Here is a 17,174-nt window from a genome sequence, read left to right on the forward strand (position 1 = left end):
TCCAGCGTGTCCAGTTCCAAAGCCTCGATGGCCCCGGTGTCCTCACTGAAAGGCAGCACCCGGGCCTTGAGCCCGCTGGTGGTCAGCAGCAGTTCGATGCCGCTGTCGGCCAGCATGTAGGCCAGGCGCTCGGCCGGGTAGTCCGGGTCCAGCGGCACGTAGGCCCCACCGGCCTTGAGGATGCCCAGGATCGCCACGATCATCGTGGTCGAGCGCTCCAGCGCCACGCCCACGCGCGACTCCGGGCCCACCCCCATCTTGAGCAGGCGGTGGGCCAGGCGGTTGGCCTGTTCATCGAGTTGCGCGTAGCTCAGCGATTCACCTTCGTGCACCACCGCCGTCGCTTGCGGCTGCCGCCGCGCTTGCCGCTCGATCAAGCCGTGGATCGGTTCAGAGGACAGCATGCACATGGACTGGTCACCCCAGCGCCGCAACTGCGTGCACTCGGCGTCCACCGCCAGCTCGACCTCTCCGACGGCCAAAGCCGGGGATTGCGCCAGGGCCCTGAGCATCAACACGTAGTGCTCGCCCAGCCGCCCGATGGTTTCGGGCTCGAACAATTCCCGTGCGAAGGTGAATCTGGCGCTGACCCGGCCGTCGGACTGCTCCACCGTTTCCAAGGTGAGCTCGAACTGCGCGGCCTGTCCGGGGATGACCTCGACAGCCGCGGTCAGGCCCGTCAGCCGTTCGAAGCGCCGCAGGTCCCGGCTCAGGTGATTGAACACCACCTGGAAGAGCGGCGCATGGCTGGCACTGCGCTCGGGTTGCAAGGCCTCCACCAATTGCTCGAACGGCAAGTCCTGATGCGCTTGTGCGTCCAGCGCTGCTTGCCGGGTTCCTGCCAACAAGGCCGCCAAGGACATCTTGTCGTCGATGACATGGCGCATCACGAGGGTGTTGACGAAGAAGCCCGTCACCGATTCGATGCCGGCATGCTGGCGATTGGCCACCGGCACGCCGACACGGACATCGTCCAGCCCGGTGTGCCGGTGCATCAAGGCCTGGAAGCCCGCCAGCAAGCTCATGAACAAGGTCGCGCCCTGGACATGGGCGGACTCCCGCAAGGCGGCCAGCACGTCCTGCGGCAAATCGATCACGTGGTGCGCGGCCTGGTACCGGGCCAAGGCCGCGCGCGGGTGATCGGTCGGCAAGGTCAATGACGGATGGTCCGTCCCAAGCTGCCCGCGCCAATAGGCCAACTGGCGTTCTCCGGCGCCTTGGGCCAGCCAGGCGCCATGCCAGTTCGCGTAGTCCGCATACCGGGTCGCCAAGGCGGGCAGCACCGCCGGTTCCGACTGCTGCGCGGCCTGGTACAGGGCCGCGAGGTCATCGACCAACATCTGCATCGACGTCGCGTCGGACACGATGTGGTGCATGGCCATCAAGAGACGGTGCTGGTCGTCGTCCAGCTTCAGCAACGCCACCCGGAACAGCGGCCCCTGCGTGAGGTCAAAAGGCCGCGCATTGAAGGCCTGCGCCGCTTCATCGGCCAGCAAGGCGCGTGACGGCCAAGGGGCCTTCGACAGGTCTGTCACCGCCATGGGCAAGTCCAGCGTGCTCAGCACCCGCTGCTCGCCGAGTTCATCCGCGCCAAGGCCGATCACGGTCCTCAAGGATTCGTGCCGCTGGACCAAACCAACCAGCGCCTGGCGCAGGGCATCCGGGCACAGCGCCCCGCCCAGGTGCAAAGCGGCCGCCACGTGGTAGGCCGTGTCACCGGGGTTCAGGCGCCAAAGGAACCACTGTCGCCGTTGGGCATGGGACAAGGGCGCCGGAGGATGCCCCTCCAGCCCGAGGCGGGTCGGCGGCATGGCGGAGACCGCCTGGCGGGGCACCGCGCCTTCGGCCAGCACCTGCCGGAGCCGCGCGGCGCACTCCCCCAGGCGGGGCTGCTCGAACAACCAGCGAGGCGGCACCTCGGTGTTCCATGCCATGGACATCTTCAAGGCCGCCTGCGTGGCCGTCAGGGAATTACCCCCTTGGGTGAAGAAGTGCGTCTTCCTCGACAAGGGCCTTGCTTCGGCCGACTGGCCCAGCACCTCGAGCCAGATCAAGGCCAAAGCCGCCTCCACCTCATCCAACGCCGCCTCGGCTTGCGGCTGCGGGGATGGCCCACCCAACACGAAGGACCCATGCTGGTAGAGGGCATAGGCGTTGGCCGTTCCTTCCAGCCACGCCTTTCGGCAGGCACCACGCTGCAGCTTGCCGCTGGTGGTCTTGGGCATGCCGCCAGGCTGCAAGAGCATCACCACCGACAAGGGTTCGCCACACTGCTCGCTCACCGCCGCGCTGAGCGCCTCCACCAGCGCCGCAGGCTCGGCCACTTTCTGCATGCCCCGCGACACCTCCGCCGCCAGGCCGATGCCTTCTCCTTGGGGCCCATCGACCGCAAACACAGCGACGCGTCCCTGCCGCACCGCACCCACCTCACGCTCGACCGCGCGCTCCAGATCCTGCGGGTAGAGGTTGTGTCCCCGCACGATGACCATGTCCTTGATCCGCCCGGCGACGTACAACTGCCCGCCATGGACGAAACCCAGGTCACCTGTGCGCAACCAGCGGCGACCACCCCGCTCCACGAACGTCGCCAGACTCTCGGGCAGCTTTCCCCAATAGCCCTGGCCCAGGCTGGGGCCGCTGGCCCAGATCTCGCCGATGCGCCCCGGCGCCAGGACATCCATCGACCCCGGATCGACGATCTCCACCTGGTGCGCCGAAGGTGCATGACCGCAGCCGACCAAGGTGGCGCCCCCCTCCGCCACAGGCAGCGCCTGGCCCTGGGCCAGGTGGCTGGCCGAGAACCGCTGGGACACCAGCCCCGCACCACGCCGGCCTCCCGTCACGAACAGCGTGGATTCGGCCAGGCCATAGCAGGGGTAGACGGCCTCGGCGGAAAAACCGGCCAAAGCGCCCCGCTCGCCGAACAAGCGCAGTGTCTCGGCCCGCACGGGCTCCGCGCCCGAGAAAGCGACCTGCCACGACGACAGGTCCAGCTGCCGCCATTGCGCCTCCGTCACACGCTCCAGGCAAAGGCGGTATGCAAAATCCGGCCCCCCGCTGATGGTTCCCCGGTGGCGGGAGATCGCTTCCAGCCAGCGCACGGGCCTCTCCAGGAAAAAACGGGGCGACATCAACACCACCGGGATGCCCCGATGGATCGGTTGCAGCAGGCCGCCGATGAGGCCCATGTCGTGGTTCAGCGGCAGCCAGGACACGAACACATCCGCCGCCCCCACCGACAAGCCCTCTTCGATGGCACGCATGTTGGCCATGAGGCTGGCATGCGTCACCATGACACCCTTGGGCGCGGACGTCGAGCCCGAGGTGTATTGCAGGAATGCGATGTCACCCGGCGCCGGGGTGCGGTGCCGCCATGGCCCGGCGCCCTCTTCGCCCACCTTGTCAACCGCGATCACCCTGACCTGCGGAAACGCTTCGCCCGCGCTGGCGATCATGGATTGGACGGCGCTGCTGGTCAGGATGCAGCAGGCCCGCGAGTCGGCGGCGATGCCGCTCAGCCGCTCCAGGTGCTGCGGCCGGATGGACTCGGGCGGGAAGACCGGGACGGCGATCAGGCCCGCGTACAAGCAAGCGAAGAAACTGATGACATGGTGTTCATCGTTGTCCAGCATGATCAGGGCGCGCTCGCCTGGCCCGAAATCCTGCTGGAGCCGCGCCGCCAGTGCCCGGACCTGCCAATCCAACTGGCCGTAGCTGATGGTGGTGTCCACGGTCTGGCCACCTTGGCTGCAAGCCACGGTCAAGGCCTTGTCGTCCGCCCGTGTCAGGGCCAAGCCATGCAAGTGGGTGACGAAGTCCGGCGATGTGCCGGGAAGTTGAGGCTTGGTCATCATCATTGAGTCCGCCATGTCCGTCCTTGGATTGATCCGGGGTCAGAACCTGCCCAGGTTGCCGTGCGGCTCGGCCATGGCCACCACCACCTGGCGGGGCCCCTTGAAAGGCGTCCGGGCGTGGGCGACCAGCATGTTGTCCAGCATCAGGACATCGCCCGCCTGCCATTGAAAGATGACGGTCTCGGCATCCAGCACCGCGCGCACACGGGCAAACTCCTCGTCGGGAATCACACGGCCATCCGCCAGGAAAACATTGCGTGGCACGTTGCCCACGCCCAAGATGTCTTCCAGCGATTCGCGAACCTCGGCCTGGAGGTTCGAGACATGGAACAGGTGGGCCTGGTTGAACCAAACCCGCTCGCCCGTCACGGGGTGGGTCTCGACGGCCTGGCACAGCTGGCTGGTTCGAAGCTCGCCGTCATCCTTCCATTGCCACTGGATGCAGGCGCGGCGGCAAAAGTCCTCCACCTCCGACCGGTTGCCGGTGTTGAAGACTTTCTGCCAAGGCACATCGAACTCGCCGTAGTTGCGCACATAGCGCAGGCCTGGCTCAAACCGGGCCAGGATGTCCGCCGGCATGCGCTTGTAGATGGCCCGGCTGTCGGCGATCGGCGTCTCCCCACCGACCGGCGAGGCCGTGACGCAATGGAACCAGATCTTCATCGGCCATTCACGCGTGTAGGCCTGCTCGTTGTGCAAGGGGATGTGCTGATGCGCCGGGTACTCGGTCGACGTGTAGACCCCCGAAGCCGACACCGCGCTGCGCGGCGTCGAGGCGAATTCGTACTTCAGCAAGGGATGCCCGAAGGCGGCGGCAAACGTCTGGAAGGACTCGATCGTCGGGACCGAAAACCCCCTCAGCAACACCCCGCCCGCGACGCACAGCCCCTCGTCGATCCGCGGGCGGATCTCCGCCATGGCTTCGGACAGGGTCTGGCCCGAGGCAGAAGGCGTGATCAGCACCGGCAAGGCCGACTTTGGCCCGGGGCAACGGCTCAGGTGAAGCGATGCCGCGCTCACGCCCAAGCCTCCGAGGTCGCCATGGCCGAGCTCATCAGGCGCTTCACGATGGCCTGCATCAACAAGGCCTCCTGGTCCCGGATGAAGAAGTGCCCCCCCTCGAACCAATCGACGCTGAAGACGCCCCCGGCCTCCACAGCCCAGGCCTCCAGCCGCTCGGCGCCGACGTCGTCCTGACGACCGCCAAAGGCATGCACGGGCATGGGCAAAGGCTTGTGCGCCACTGGGCGCAGGCTCGCGCAGACACGGTAGTCCGCAGCCAGCACGTCCAGCGTGATGCGCATCAGTTCCTCGTTCGCGAATACTTCCTCAGGGGTGCCGCCCTGCTCGCGAAGGTCGGCGATCAAGGAAGCTTCATCTTGCTTTCCAGCGAAACGTGCGGGGTCTCGCCTCGACGGCGCGGGACTGCCGGCAACCAGCAGGGCCTGCGGCAAGGGCCCGCCAGTGTCAAGCTGTCTGAACGCCATCCCATGGGCCAGCAGGGCGCCCATGCTGTGGCCGAACAAGGCATACCGGCCCGACAGCACCTGCTGCTGATCTCGGCACAGCCAGGACACCAGCGACTCGAAGTCTTCGATGAAGGGCTCCGAGAACAGGGCACCGCGCCCCGGCAGCTCGACCGGCACGACCTCGACCCATCGCGGCAGCAGACGCCGCCAACGCAGGTACATGGTGGCGCTGGCCCCCGCGCATGGCAGGCACAGAAGGGAGACGGGTGTCGGCATGCGGCTCACCGCGCCGCTTGCTGTTCCATCCACTCACGCAGAGACTTGGGCCGCATGTCGGTCCAGGTCTTCTCGACATAGTCGGTCACTGTTTTCTTGTCACCCTTGATGCCATCGACCGCGGTCCAACCGGCGGGCACGGCCTTCCAATGAGGCCAGATGGAGTACTGCTCTTCGTGGTTGAACAGAACGATGAAGGTTTCGTCTTCACGGTCAAAACAACTTGTCGACATGCTTGGTCCTCGTTTGGTTGAGCAGGGAGAATGCAAGGAGGTTCAGCAGTCACCAGGCCACAGAAACCGCCTCCAGCACTAGATGACGGCACAGGCCGACTTCTGTTTAGTGCCCTGTTCGTCAAAGCAGGTACCGACAACCATTCAGCGCTGAATCGGCCTCCTTGATCATGAAATTGACCAGCGTCGCGGAGCACCCCAGCCGCCCCCCGACCTCGCGCTGGGTCAGACCGTCGAGGCGGTTGAGCTCAAACGCCAGGCGCGTGCGCGGCGCCAGTGAATTCAACACGTTGTCGACCACCGCAAGGGCCTGGCGGCCACCGAATGTCAACTCTGGAAGATTGCAACTCACAGGCCCGATCGCTTCCACATCGTCACAGCAGACGCGGTAGTTCGACTCAACGGTGCGCTGCCGGTGGTAATCGAATGCCATGTTGCGCACCACCTGGCAGCAATAGCACAGGGGCTTGCGGACCTCGCGGTCGGTCCCGCCATGAATCAGCTTCAGGTAGGCGTCCTGGATCACCTCATCGGCCAGGTCCATCGTGTGAACGATCTTTTGCGCCACGCGCCGGAGATAGGCCCTGTTGGCCACGAAAACCTCGCCGAGCGTCAACTCGGTTGAACTCAATGACATGGTGCAGCATCCCTGTTGCAAATGAATGCTCCCGGCATGCGAGGCCCATGCTGGGAACTGACTCTACCCGAAACATTGAATGAGAATTATTAACTTTTACAGTCAAGGGAAGTCATCAATCAATGTTTGCCCTGTACTTACTTAGACGCTTTGGTCAAAATAAGTAAGACACCTGCCCTCATAAGACAACCATTTGGGCATTTTTCCGGGCCTGAAGGGGATGTCATCTTCGGCCTTCATGGCTTCCCGTTGGGTGCACTCATGGGCCATCTGTCGGGCTGTCCCGTGGGCTTGCCACCAGTAGGCCAGGGACTTAGCTAGGGCCATGGCGCTTGATGAATGCGGACTTCACCCGGACTACTTGGCAAAGTACGTCGCGGCTTTTGTTAGGATGTCGCGCTCCTCAGTCACCCGTTTGAGCTCGGCCTTCAGGCGCCGAAGTTCTTCGATTGCGACAGCTGGGCGGCCTGTTGACCGGGCGGCATTTTGGTAGGCTCGAAACCAGCTGTACAGGCTGTGGGCGCTGACAGCCAACCTGTTGGTCACCTCGGCAGCTGAATGCCCCCGCTCGGTGACCTGCTTGACCGCTTCCAGCTTAAAATTTGGGGTGTAACGTAATTTACCCCCTGACACTTCCTATTGGACCTCAATGTGAGGCTCATAGGTAGCTCAAAACAAAAACCCCCTATGAAGACTGACTTCATAGAGGGCATCGTGTTTGGTGGGGTGGCTGATGGGGCTCGAACCCACGACAACAGGAATCACAATCCTGGACTCTACCAACTGAGCTACAGCCACCACTGGAAAGATCAAGATTATAGCGTCAAAAAACGCAAATCAAGGCGCCAATGCAGTTTTTTGCGCTTCATCCGCATTGGCGACCTCGTCCATCAGCTTCTTGCCGCCATTCATGTACTCCACCTTGTACTTCTGCTTGAGGGAGTTGAAATAGGCGTCAGCCTCGGCCTTGCCCCAATACCCGGCGAACTGGCCTTCGGTCTCTTGCACTTCCTGAGGCGTGATCTGCAGCGGCAGCACCTTGTTGATCTTCACCAACGCAGAACCTTCATGGCCAATGTCCACCACCACCCAGGCTGGAAGTTGCTTGGCAGGCACGCGCAATGCGGCATCCAGCACGCCAGGCGGTTGAGAGAACACCAAGCGACGGGACATCTGCACTGGCGCTGGCAGTTGGGCCTTGTCAGGTGATTGCTTCCACAAGGCCAGCTTCTGGTCAGCATCCTGGCGCGCAGCCTTGATGGACTCGGCCGCCATCCAACGCTCACGAACCTGGGCTTGCACTTGCTCGAAAGCTGGCTTGCTGGCGGGCGTGTACTTCACGATGCGGGCCGACACCAGCTTGTTGGGGCCCACCTCGATGGCTTCGGTATTGCGGTTCTTGGCGCGGTTGGTTGCGTCAAACAGGGCTTCCAGCAAACGTGGGTTGCTCAACAGGCCCTGGTCCTTGGTGCCAGGGCTGCGCAGCACATCAGCAGCCGTTTGCACGGTCAGCTTCAGGTCGTCAGACACGGGCTTGAGACTGTCAGGCTGTTCGTAGACCTTGTTGGTGAAACTTTCAGCGGCCTCGGCGTATTGGCGCTGAGCCAGTTGCTTGCGGGCGTCGTCTTCGATCTGGGCGCGCACGGCCTCAAAAGGTTGAGGTTGGCCGCCACGCAGGCCAGTCACGGTGATGATGTGGTAGCCATAGTCGGTCTCCACCACGCCGCTGATGCCACCTTGCTTCAGGCTGAAAGCCGCGTCTTCAAAGGGCTTGGCCATGGCGCCACGGGCAAAGAAATCCAGATCGCCGCCGTTCACGGCCGAGCCGGGGTCGTCGGAGTTTTTCTTGGCCAGCTCGGCAAACTGCGCAGGATCTTTCTTGAGCTGGGCCAGCAGTTGCTCAGCCTTGGCCTGCGCGGCCTGCTTTTGCGCGGCTGGCGCACTCTTTTCAGACTTGATCAGGATGTGGCTGGCGCGGCGCTCTTCAGGCTGGGTGAAGCGGGTGATGTTTTCCTGGTAAGAGCGGCGCAGCTCTTCTTCGGGCACCGAGACGCCTTTCTTGAGCGTGTCCAGATCAAGCACCACGTATTGAACATCTGCCTTTTCGGGGACCATGAAGTCCTTGGTGTTGGCCGGGCTGTTGTAAAACGCCTTGAGTTGGTCAACCGTGGGATTGAGTTGGGCCACGTAATTTTTGGGCTCGAACTTCATCCATTGCACTTCGCGCACCTGGAACAGGGCCTCCACCGCCTCGCGGTTGGACACCGTCGAGGTCAGGCCTGTGCTGGCCACGCCACCCAGCACCTGGTTCACCGACATGTCCAGGCGCAGGCGCTCGGCAAACTGGGCGGCCGTCATGCCTTGGGCCTGAAGCAGATCCTTGTTCAACGAGCCATCGGGGTTGCGCAAGAAAGCGTACTGCTGATCGGTCGCAAACATGCGCACCAGACGCGCATCAGCGGCCGTCAAGTGCAGATCGCGGGCGGCCACGCTCAGCACGTATTCGCGCACGAGGGATTCGAGCACTTTCTTCTTGAACTCGGGCTTGTCGAAGGCACTGGGATCGGCATCCGGCTGCTGGGAGCGAATGCGCTCAACCATGCGGCGGTGAGCCTGGTCCCACTCGGTCTGGGTGATGTCCTTGCCGGCCACCTTGGCCACGATGCCATCCTCGTCCATGAACTTTGAATAACCCTCCACACCGACGAGGACAAAGGAAGGCACGATCAGCAACACCAGAAGGCCTTGCATGACACGCATGTGCTTGCGAACGAAATCAAACATGAGAGGGCTACGGCCGGAGCCGGGTCACAGGGTTCAAGAAAAAGGGGTCAGGAAAACCAGATTTCAAACGAGACAAAGGCGAACCATGGTCCGCCTTTGCATCGCTATCGGTGGTGGGTGCTGACGGGGTCGAACCGCCGACCTACGCCGTGTAAAGGCGCCGCTCTGCCAACTGAGCTAAGCACCCAATGGATCAACAGATGTTATTTTAGTTCACCGCGTCTTTGAGGGCCTTGCCCGGGCGGAATTTGGGCACTTTGGCTTTCTTGATCTTGATCGCATCGCCGGTGCGCGGATTGCGCCCGGTGCGTGCTGCACGGGTAGAAACAGCGAAGGTGCCAAAGCCCACCAGCGAGACCGTTCCGCCCTTTTTCAGCGTGGTGCGCACACCGCCGATCAAGGCCTCCAGCGCACGACCAGCAGCGGCTTTGGAAATGTCAGCTTGCTGGGCAATGTGTTCAATCAACTCGGACTTGTTCACAAAAAATCCCTTCTTGAAGGCGTCACAAAACGAGTTCCACAAAACGAACGTACTAACAGCGCTGGGGCGATGTGTGCAGCACCGAAATACCTGCTGCGGATAAATTAGAGAAATCATTCTATGCCCAATCCTGGCCCGTACCATCGCCCTGGAGGGCGTGTATGCACGCTTGACATGCAGCCCTGATTTCGGCTTGTCAGCCAGCCTTGGCGCGGATGGCCGGCAGGGATTTCTGCAGGTAATACACCATCGACCAGATGGTGAGGCCGCAGGCGATGTAGATCAGCCAGGTGCCCCACACGCGGGTGTGGAGCAGGCCGAAAAGCTCGCCATCGAAAAGCAGCAAAACAATGGCGGCCATTTGTGCCGCGGTCTTGAATTTGCCCAGCATGTGGACGGCGACGCTGCGGGAGGCGCCAATCTGGGCCATCCATTCGCGCAAGGCCGAAATGGCGATCTCGCGCCCAATGATGATGAGGGCCACCAAGGCATTGACGCGCCCCAGTTCAAGCAGGATCAACAAGGACGCGCACACCAGGAACTTGTCGGCCACCGGGTCGAGGAAGGCCCCGAAGGCCGAGGTCTGGTTCAGGCGGCGGGCCAGCCACCCATCGGCCCAGTCCGTTAAAGCTACGACGATGAACAGCACGCACGACAGCAGATTGATCTGCGTCATGGGCAATGGGAGGTAAAAGCATCCCACGATCAGCGGAATCGCAACGATCCGCGCCCAGGTGAGCAAGGTGGGCAAAGTTAGAAACATGACGCGATTGTGCCGTGAAGACGGAGATCAAAGTTGATCCAAGGTCATGGGTTTGAACTTGTGCTGGTTGTTGAACAGGAAAGTCTCGTTGAAACGCCAAGGTTTGGGCAGGTGCGCCACGTTGCCGAATGGCGCCGCCCGGCGCATGGATTCAATGGCGATGTTGACGGTTTCACGGTCCTGGCTGGGGTAGCGCATGACTTCGACGCGGCGGATGGTGCCGTCGGCGTTGAGTTCAAAGGTCAGCACGGGGATGGCCCTGAGCAAATCCGGCGGTTTGCCCATGTAGGTGATGTCGGGATTGGCGGCCACCAGCCGACGAGCAGCCTGCAAACGGACTTCTTTCCAGTTGCGGGATTTGCTGGGGGCTGGCAAGACAACACGGCCCCCTGGCTTGACCGCACCACCGAATGCGCCCGAATCGGCCACCGGCGGGGCAGGCGTTGACGTGGGTGTGGACGGTCGGGCGGCCTCCTGATTCCTGGATGCGCACCCCGCCAGCCAGGCGGTGGTGGCCATGACGGCCATCAGGCAGCCGGTGAACATCAATCTTTTCATGCTGTCAGTGCAGGGCACGGTAAATCTCCTCGGCCAGTTCTCTGGATATGCCGTCGACGGTGGCCAGCTCTTCCAGGCTGGCTGAACTGACGCCGCGAACGCCGCCAAAGCGTTGCAATAGTTTGGCACGGCGCTTGGGGCCCACGCCGGGGATGTCCTCCAGGCGGCTGCCTCCGGTGCGCACACTGGCACGTTTGGCGCGCATTCCGGTGATGGCGAAACGGTGCGCCTCGTCACGGATCTGGGCCACCAGCATCAAGGCGGCCGAGGTGGGGGCCAGTTGCAGCTTGGGCCGGCCGTCGGCAAAGACGAGCTCTTCCAGGCCGACCTTGCGGCCTTCGCCTTTCTCAACGCCCACGATGATGGACAGGTCCAAGCCCAAGGTCTCGAACACCTCGCGGGCGATGGAGACCTGGCCTTTGCCGCCATCGATCAGCACGACATGGGGAATGTGCTCGGGTTTGGCCGAGCCGTAGCGGCGCTCCAGGACCTGCTTCATCGCGGCATAGTCGTCACCGCCAGTGATGTCCTTGATGTTGTAGCGCCGGTATTGTGAGGATTGCATGCGGTGCTGCTCGTAGACCACGCACGAGGCCTGCGTGGCTTCGCCAGCAGTGTGGCTGATGTCGAAGCATTCGATGCGCAATTTGGCCAGGGGGTCGCTGCTTTCACCACTGGTGTCGCCCGGGTCCAGGGCCAGGTCGAGCGCCTCGACCAAGGCGCGGGTGCGGGCTTGCTGTGACCCCTCTTCGCTGAGCAAGCGGGCCAATGCCAGGTCGGCCCCGGTGATGGCCATGTCCAGCCAGGCACGGCGCTCTTCACGTGGCTGAATCAGCGTCTGAATCTTGTGTTCGCAGTGCTCGCTGAGGGCGGCAATCAAGGCCGGATCCACCGGGTGGCTGAGCACCAGCAGCGAGGGCACCACGCCGCCCAGGTAGTGCTGCGCCAGGAAGGCTTCGAGCACCCGCACCTCGGTGGCCTGGGCCAGGTCAACGGAGGTGGATTCCTGCTCTTCTTCGGCCAGCACGTGGTCTTGCACATGCACGGGGAAATGGGCGCGGTCGCCCAGGTGTCGGCCACCGCGCACCATGGCCAGGTTCACGCAGGCTCGGCCGCCCTGCACTCTCACGGCCAGCACGTCCACGTCCTTGTCCACGGCCGTGTCCACTGATTGCTGGTGCAGCACTTTGGACAAGGCACTGATCTGGTTGCGGATCTCGGCGGCCTGCTCATATTCCATGCGCTCGGCGTAATCCATCATCTGCGCCTGCAGGCTTTGCATCACCGTTTCCTGCTCGCCCAGCAAAAACTGCTCGGCCTGCAGGACGCTGCGTTGGTAGTCGTCGCCACTGATGAGGTCCACGCAGGGGCCGCTGCACCGTTTGATCTGGTAGAGCAAGCAAGGGCGTGTGCGGTGCTTGAAGAAGGAGTCTTCACAGGTGCGCAGCAAGAACACCTTTTGCAGCAGCTGGATGGACTCTTTGACCGCCCAGGCGTTGGGATACGGCCCGAAGTAGCGGTGCTTGCGATCGACCGCGCCACGGTAGTAAGCCAGGCGCGGGAAGTCGTGAGAGGCGATCTTCAGATAGGGGTAGCTCTTGTCGTCGCGGAACAGGATGTTGAAGCGCGGATTGAGCGTCTTGATCAGGTTGTTTTCAAGCAGCAGGGCTTCGGCCTCACTGCGGACCACCGTGGTTTCCATGCGCACGATGCGCGAGATCATCTGCCCGATGCGCGTGCCGCCGTGCGTCTTCTGAAAGTAGTTGGACACGCGTTTTTTGAGGTCGCGGGCCTTGCCCACGTAGAGCACATCGCCCTTGGCATCGAAGTAGCGGTACACGCCAGGCAAGCCCGGCAGGGCAGCCACTTCCAGCAGGAGGCGGCTCCACACCTCGGCGCGGTCGGGCCCCGCAGGTTCGGGCAAAGGTTCTGGCAATGGGGCTGGATCGGTGTCGACGGGCACAGTCATGGGCGGCATTGTCGCGGACAACCTGGCACCTTGCCGATGACACGCATCAGCGCAGCGGGATGGAGGTCTGCAACATGCCGATGACCTGGTCGATCAAGTCATCCACCTTGCCGTCATGGTGGTCCAGCTGGCCATCCAGCGCCAGGTGACTGAGGCCATGCACCACGCTCCAGGCCGCCATGGCCATGACCGTGGTCTGCCGGTCGTCGATGGGCACACCGGTCACGGCCGACACGGCGGTCTGCAAGGTCCGAAAGGATGTCTGGCTGGTTTCGGACAACTCATCCGTGGGGTTGCCAGAAGTAAGTCGACTGAACATCAGGCGAAACAAGGCAGGGTTGTCTTGGGCGAACCTGACATAAGCACGCCCGGACTGGCGGAAACCTTTGTCCATGTCGGACGTTGCCATTGCAGCCTGGACTTGCACCGCATTCAGCCGACGAAACCCTTCGGCCGCCAGCGCTGCCAGCAAGGCTTCCTTGTTGGCGAAGTGGCGGTAAGCCGCGTTGGCCGACACGCCGACATGGCGTGCGAGTTCGCGCAGGCTCAACTCGCCCTGCTGGCTGCCTTCAAGCAGCACCAAACCCTGCTCGACCAAGGTCGAGCGCAAATTGCCGTGGTGATACGAACTGGATGTTTTGGACGAAGACTTGACCATCACAAGGGTTTTACCAGATTTATGTTGACACCGAATACATTAAATTTCACAGTGTTGACGCCGCATACATTGAGTCATCCGGCAAAGGAAGCAAAGCCATGTCCTCCCTCTCACTGAAAGAACGCGCGGTCGCCTGGTTGAGCGGGCGCATGAAGAGTCGCGTGCCTTACTCGGATTCAAACAGGTACCTGGAAGGCATCTACGCACCCGTGCCGCAAGAGCGCACCGAAACCCAGTTGACGGTCACCGGCGAATTGCCTCGCGAGCTGAATGGCCTGTATGCGCGCATTGGCCCCAACCCCCTGCACGTGACCAATCCCGGGGCCTATCACTGGTTCACTGGCGATGGCATGGTTCACGGCTTGCGGCTGGAGAACGGCCGGGCCGCCTGGTACCGCAATCGCTGGATCGGAACCGATTCGGTGCGGCGCCACCAGAACCTGCCCAAGGCGCCGGGCCCACGGCGCGGGGTGGTGGACGTGGTCAACACCAATGTGTTCGGGCACGGTGGGCGCATCTGGGCATCGGTCGAGGCGGGCGCACTGCCCGTTGAACTGGATGGTGAGTTGAACACCGTCAAGCATGGTCTGTTCGACAGCACGGCCTTGCGCGCTTTCACCGCGCATCCCCGGATCGACCCGGTCACAGGCGAAGCCCACGCCATCTGCTACGACGCTTTGAAGCCCCAGCGCATCAGCTACATCGTGGTCGATGCTCAGTGCCAGCTCACCAAGGTGGTGGAAGTGCCGGTCAAGCACGGCCCCATGATCCACGACTGCGCCATCACGCGCAGCCAGCTCATCATCCTGGATCTGCCGGTGACCTTCTCGCTCAAACACCTGCTTCAGGGCGCAGGCCTGCCTTATGGCTGGAATGAGCGGCATCAGGCGCGCGTGGGCCTGATGCCCCGAGATGGCCATGCCAAAGATGTTCGCTGGATCCCGGTCGATCCCTGCTACGTCTTCCACACCTGCAATGCCTACGACCTGGACGATGGTGGCGTGATGCTGGACGTGGTGGTGCATGCCCGCATGTTCGACCGCTCGCGCATCGGGCCCGAGGCCGATGGCACCCGCATCACCTTCGAGCGCTGGCACATCGACCCAGCCCGAGGCACCGTGAAGCGCACCGTGGTGTCGGATCAGAACCAGGAGTTCCCGCGCTGCAACGAAACCTTGAGCACGCGCCCCTACCGCTACGCCTACACGGTGGGCTTCAGCAACGCCGAGCACGCGCGCGGGCTGTTCCGCCATGACCTGCACACGGGCACCACGCTGACCCACGATCATGGCGCCGGGCGCTCCACCGGCGAGGCGGTGTTCGTGCCACGCCAAGGCGGCACGGCCGAAGACGAAGGCTGGCTGATGTCCTACGTCCACGATGCCAACACCCAGCGCAGTGACCTGGTCATCGTCAACGCGCAGGACTTGAGCGGTCCGCCGCAGGCCATCGTGCACCTGCCTGTGCGCGTGCCTGCGGGCTTTCACGGCAACTGGATCCCTGACAGCCACTGAGCACATCACTAAAATGGGCGGGTTCATCACCTCTGGGAACAGCCCATCATGTCGCTTGAATTGATTGAAATTGAAACGGGCGACCAGCCCACGGCCAGCATCATCGTGCTGCACGGCCTGGGCGCGGATGGCAACGACTTCGTGCCCGTGGCCGAAGAATTGCAGCTGGATGCCGTGGGGCCTGTTCGCTTTGTCTTCCCGCACGCGCCCACACGCCCGGTCACCATCAACGGTGGCCACGTGATGCGGGCCTGGTACGACATCATCCTTGAGGATTTGACGCGCCGTGAAGACGAGCAAGGAGTGCGTGAATCACAAGCCACGATCGAAGCCCTGATCGCCCGAGAGAAGTCTCGGGGCGTGCCCGCCTCGCGCATCGTGGTGATGGGCTTTTCGCAAGGCTGCGCGATGGCCTTGCAAACCGGCTTGCGCCACAAGGAGCGCCTGGCGGGCATCGTCGCGCTGTCAGGGTACTTGCCCCTGGCCGACCTGACCGCCGCCGAGCGCCACGCCAGCAACCACGACGCGCCCATTTTCATGGCCCACGGCACCCATGACCCGGTCGTGCCCTTCGACCGCGGCACGGCCTCTCGCGACACGCTGCAAGCGTTGGGCTACCAGATCGAATGGCACGAATACCCCATGCCGCATTCGGTCTGCGCGCCTGAGATCGCCGACCTCAACCGCTGGCTGCTGCGCGTGCTGAAACCCGCCTGAGCCCGCCATGTTGTGGGATGTGTTTTGCCGCGTCATCGACAACTTCGGTGACATTGGCGTGTGCTGGCGCCTGAGCGCCGACCTCGCCAATCGCGGCCACTCGGTGCGCTTGTGGGTGGACGATGCCAGCGCCTTGGAATGGATGGCACCCGAGCCACTTCGGCCACCCGGCATCCAGGTGCTTGATTGGGATGCGAAGGACCAGGAACCCGGCGACATCGTCATCGAAGCTTTTGGCTGCAACCCGCCAGACGCTTTCGTGGCCCGCATGCAGCGACCCGCGCCACCAGTGTGGATCAACCTGGAATACCTGAGTGCCGAGAACTGGGTGGAGCGCTGCCATGGCCTGCGATCGCCCGTGATGAGCGGCCCGGGCGCGGGCTTGTCCAAATGGTTTTTCTACCCAGGATTCACCCAGGCCACAGGTGGGCTGCTGCGCGAAACCGATCTGATGGCCGCGCGCCAGGCTTGGGAAGCCGATCATCACCGGCATCGGGATCGATGGTTGTCATCGATGCTTGGCATCAGCGCACCCTCGCCAGACACGCGATGGCTGTCCTTGTTCTGCTATGAACCGGCCCCTGTGGAAGCCATGCTGGAGGCGCTGGCAACCAGTGGGCAGCCCACCCTGGTGCTCGTCACCCCGGGCTTTGCCACGGCCTTGTCCCGGCAATGGCAGGCGGCGAACCCGCTCGCCAGCACCCTGACCCTGCATGAACTGCCCCCGCTCAGCCAGCGCGAGTTTGACCACCTGCTGTGGGCCTGCGACCTGAACATGGTGCGCGGTGAAGACTCCGCCGTGCGCGCACTGTGGGCTGGCCAGCCGCACATCTGGCACATCTACCCGCAGGACGATGGCGTTCACGCGGGCAAGCTGGAGGCCTTCATGGACCGCTGGATGAGCGGCTGGCCCGATGATCTGGCTGCAGATGTGCGCGCACTGTGGCTCAGTTGGAACGGCCTGAAACCTGCCTCAACCATGGATTTTGAGCCTTTGAGCCGGGTGCTGCACGACCCGAGATGGGCCGCCAGCAGCCGTGCTTCCCGGCAAAGATTGGCTGAAATTCCTGATCTCGTGACGCAGCTTTGCGGTTTTGTCTTGAATGGGCGTTAAAATCCAAGGCTTTGCTCAAACACGACCCCCTCGGGAATCCACCATGAAAACCGCACAAGAAATCCGCGCTGGCAACGTGATCATGCAGGGCAAGGACCCGATGGTCGTCCTCAGGACCGAATACAGCCGCGGTGGCCGCGGCGCCGC

Annotated in this window: 14 protein-coding genes, 2 tRNA genes and 2 pseudogenes; 4 read left to right on the forward strand and 14 right to left on the reverse strand. The window is 63.0% G+C overall.

Going from position 1 to position 17,174, the window contains the following annotated elements; translation table 11 throughout:
* The 14 genes and pseudogenes from Q7V20_RS20090 to Q7V20_RS20155 all read right to left on the reverse strand — a co-directional run.
* On the reverse strand, nt 1-3,869 hold a 3,869-nt coding region (locus Q7V20_RS20090; RefSeq protein WP_304795276.1), incomplete at its 3' end, for an AMP-binding protein.
* Nucleotides 3,870-3,893: 24 nt separating this feature from the next.
* Entirely contained in the window at nt 3,894-4,874 is a 981-nt protein-coding gene (locus tag Q7V20_RS20095) for a TauD/TfdA family dioxygenase (RefSeq protein WP_304795278.1), read from the reverse strand.
* Nucleotides 4,871-5,599 carry a thioesterase II family protein gene (locus Q7V20_RS20100; RefSeq protein ID WP_304795280.1) on the reverse strand — a complete coding sequence of 243 codons (729 nt, stop codon included), beginning with the start codon at nt 5,597-5,599 and terminating at the stop codon, nt 4,871-4,873. The genes Q7V20_RS20095 and Q7V20_RS20100 overlap by 4 nt, the downstream gene beginning before the upstream one ends.
* Nucleotides 5,600-5,604: 5 nt before the next feature.
* The gene (locus tag Q7V20_RS20105; RefSeq protein WP_304795282.1) at nt 5,605-5,832 is read right to left on the reverse strand and encodes an MbtH family NRPS accessory protein; all 228 of its coding nucleotides are present in this window, start codon (nt 5,830-5,832) and stop codon (nt 5,605-5,607) included.
* A gap of 121 nt (nt 5,833-5,953) precedes the next feature.
* Nucleotides 5,954-6,448, reverse strand: a complete 495-nt coding sequence (locus Q7V20_RS20110; RefSeq protein WP_304795284.1) for a sigma-70 family RNA polymerase sigma factor — start codon at nt 6,446-6,448, stop codon at nt 5,954-5,956.
* 346 nt (nt 6,449-6,794) lie between these two features.
* A pseudogene (locus Q7V20_RS20115) lies at nt 6,795-7,102 on the reverse strand (transposase); the annotation flags it as partial.
* Between the two features lie 89 nt (nt 7,103-7,191).
* Nucleotides 7,192-7,267 (reverse strand) — tRNA-His (locus Q7V20_RS20120).
* 39 nt (nt 7,268-7,306) lie between these two features.
* The gene (locus Q7V20_RS20125) at nt 7,307-9,253 is read right to left on the reverse strand and encodes a SurA N-terminal domain-containing protein (RefSeq protein WP_304795287.1); all 1,947 of its coding nucleotides are present in this window, start codon (nt 9,251-9,253) and stop codon (nt 7,307-7,309) included.
* Nucleotides 9,254-9,364: 111 nt separating this feature from the next.
* Nucleotides 9,365-9,440 (reverse strand) — tRNA-Val (locus Q7V20_RS20130).
* Nucleotides 9,441-9,461: 21 nt separating this feature from the next.
* On the reverse strand, nt 9,462-9,734 hold the full coding sequence (locus tag Q7V20_RS20135; RefSeq protein WP_290661428.1) for an HU family DNA-binding protein: 273 nt from the start codon (nt 9,732-9,734) through the stop codon (nt 9,462-9,464).
* Nucleotides 9,735-9,930: 196 nt separating this feature from the next.
* Nucleotides 9,931-10,497, reverse strand: a complete 567-nt coding sequence (pgsA, locus tag Q7V20_RS20140; protein ID WP_304795290.1) for a CDP-diacylglycerol--glycerol-3-phosphate 3-phosphatidyltransferase — start codon at nt 10,495-10,497, stop codon at nt 9,931-9,933.
* A gap of 27 nt (nt 10,498-10,524) precedes the next feature.
* Complete coding sequence (locus tag Q7V20_RS20145; protein WP_304795292.1) at nt 10,525-11,055, reverse strand: hypothetical protein; 531 nt, start codon at nt 11,053-11,055, stop codon at nt 10,525-10,527.
* A 4-nt stretch (nt 11,056-11,059) separates the two neighbouring features.
* Nucleotides 11,060-13,033, reverse strand: coding sequence for an excinuclease ABC subunit UvrC (gene uvrC, locus Q7V20_RS20150; RefSeq protein ID WP_370652514.1), 1,974 nt, complete (start codon nt 13,031-13,033; stop codon nt 11,060-11,062).
* A gap of 37 nt (nt 13,034-13,070) precedes the next feature.
* The gene (locus tag Q7V20_RS20155; protein WP_304795296.1) at nt 13,071-13,682 is read right to left on the reverse strand and encodes a TetR/AcrR family transcriptional regulator; all 612 of its coding nucleotides are present in this window, start codon (nt 13,680-13,682) and stop codon (nt 13,071-13,073) included.
* Nucleotides 13,683-13,780: 98 nt separating this feature from the next.
* Here Q7V20_RS20155 and Q7V20_RS20160 point away from each other — a divergent pair, with 98 nt between their 5' ends.
* The 4 genes and pseudogenes from Q7V20_RS20160 to Q7V20_RS20175 all read left to right on the forward strand — a co-directional run.
* Nucleotides 13,781-15,196, forward strand: a complete 1,416-nt coding sequence (locus tag Q7V20_RS20160; RefSeq protein ID WP_304795298.1) for a carotenoid oxygenase family protein — start codon at nt 13,781-13,783, stop codon at nt 15,194-15,196.
* A 48-nt stretch (nt 15,197-15,244) separates the two neighbouring features.
* A complete protein-coding gene (locus tag Q7V20_RS20165) occupies nt 15,245-15,913 on the forward strand; it encodes an alpha/beta hydrolase (protein WP_304795300.1) in 669 nt (222 codons plus the stop codon).
* Between the two features lie 7 nt (nt 15,914-15,920).
* Nucleotides 15,921-17,027, forward strand: a complete 1,107-nt coding sequence (earP, locus tag Q7V20_RS20170) for an elongation factor P maturation arginine rhamnosyltransferase EarP (RefSeq protein ID WP_304795302.1) — start codon at nt 15,921-15,923, stop codon at nt 17,025-17,027.
* Between the two features lie 43 nt (nt 17,028-17,070).
* Nucleotides 17,071-17,174, forward strand: a pseudogene (locus Q7V20_RS20175) (elongation factor P); the annotation flags it as partial.

Source organism: Aquabacterium sp., assembly GCF_030652515.1.
In the GTDB taxonomy this organism is placed as follows: Bacteria; Pseudomonadota; Gammaproteobacteria; order Burkholderiales; family Burkholderiaceae_C; genus Aquabacterium.